This is a genomic window from Paenibacillus sp. MZ04-78.2 (genome assembly GCF_024213375.1).
Taxonomy (GTDB): domain Bacteria; phylum Bacillota; class Bacilli; order Paenibacillales; family NBRC-103111; genus Paenibacillus_G.
The window spans coordinates 1-623 of the sequence record NZ_JANAVJ010000132.1 but is presented as its reverse complement, the minus strand read 5'-3'; the positions used below and the strand labels follow the sequence as shown (position 1 = coordinate 623).

Here is a 623-nt window from a genome sequence, read left to right as displayed (position 1 = left end):
TCTCCCACTTCTAAATCTTGCGAAGCTTGATGAAAGTGGGAGATGAATTTCGGTAGGCGAAGCCTAAAGTCTTTTTTTGTTGCCATATTTTCTATGATGAGATATAATCAGTCTTAGATAAAAGAAATGCTGTTATATCAATGAAATTAAATAGCAATAATCATTCGGTATTATATCTTTATTATCATCTTGTTTTGGTTGTGAAAGATCGTAGAAAAGTGATGGATGATACCCTATCTGACTATGCGAAAGAAATGTTTGTTCGATTAGGTGAAAACTACAATATATCCTTAGTCGAATGGAATCATGATATGGACCACGTGCATATTTTGTTCAAAGCACACCCGAACACCGAATTGTCCAAATTCATCAATGCTTATAAAAGTGCAAGCTCGAGGCTGATAAAAAAAGAGTTTCCACAAGTGAGAAAGAAGCTTTGGAAAGGATACTTTTGGTCAAGAAGTTTTTGCTTACTTACAACGGGTGGCGCACCTCTTGAAGTGATAAAGAATATATCGAAAATCAGGGGATGAAGTGAGGTGACTGGACATAGCAAACAAGGCCTATAAGTTCCGATTGTACCCAACGCCTCAACAAGAACAACTGCTAGCAAAAACCTTCGG

General features: G+C 37.1%; 1 protein-coding gene and 1 pseudogene. Both read left to right on the top strand.

Going from position 1 to position 623, the window contains the following annotated elements:
• The first annotated feature begins 140 nt into the window (after positions 1-140).
• Positions 141-538, top strand: a pseudogene (gene tnpA / locus NLX71_RS26355) (IS200/IS605 family transposase).
• 38 nt (positions 539-576) lie between these two features.
• A partial coding sequence (locus tag NLX71_RS26350; protein ID WP_254366770.1) for a helix-turn-helix domain-containing protein occupies positions 577-623 on the top strand: 47 nt, incomplete at its 3' end.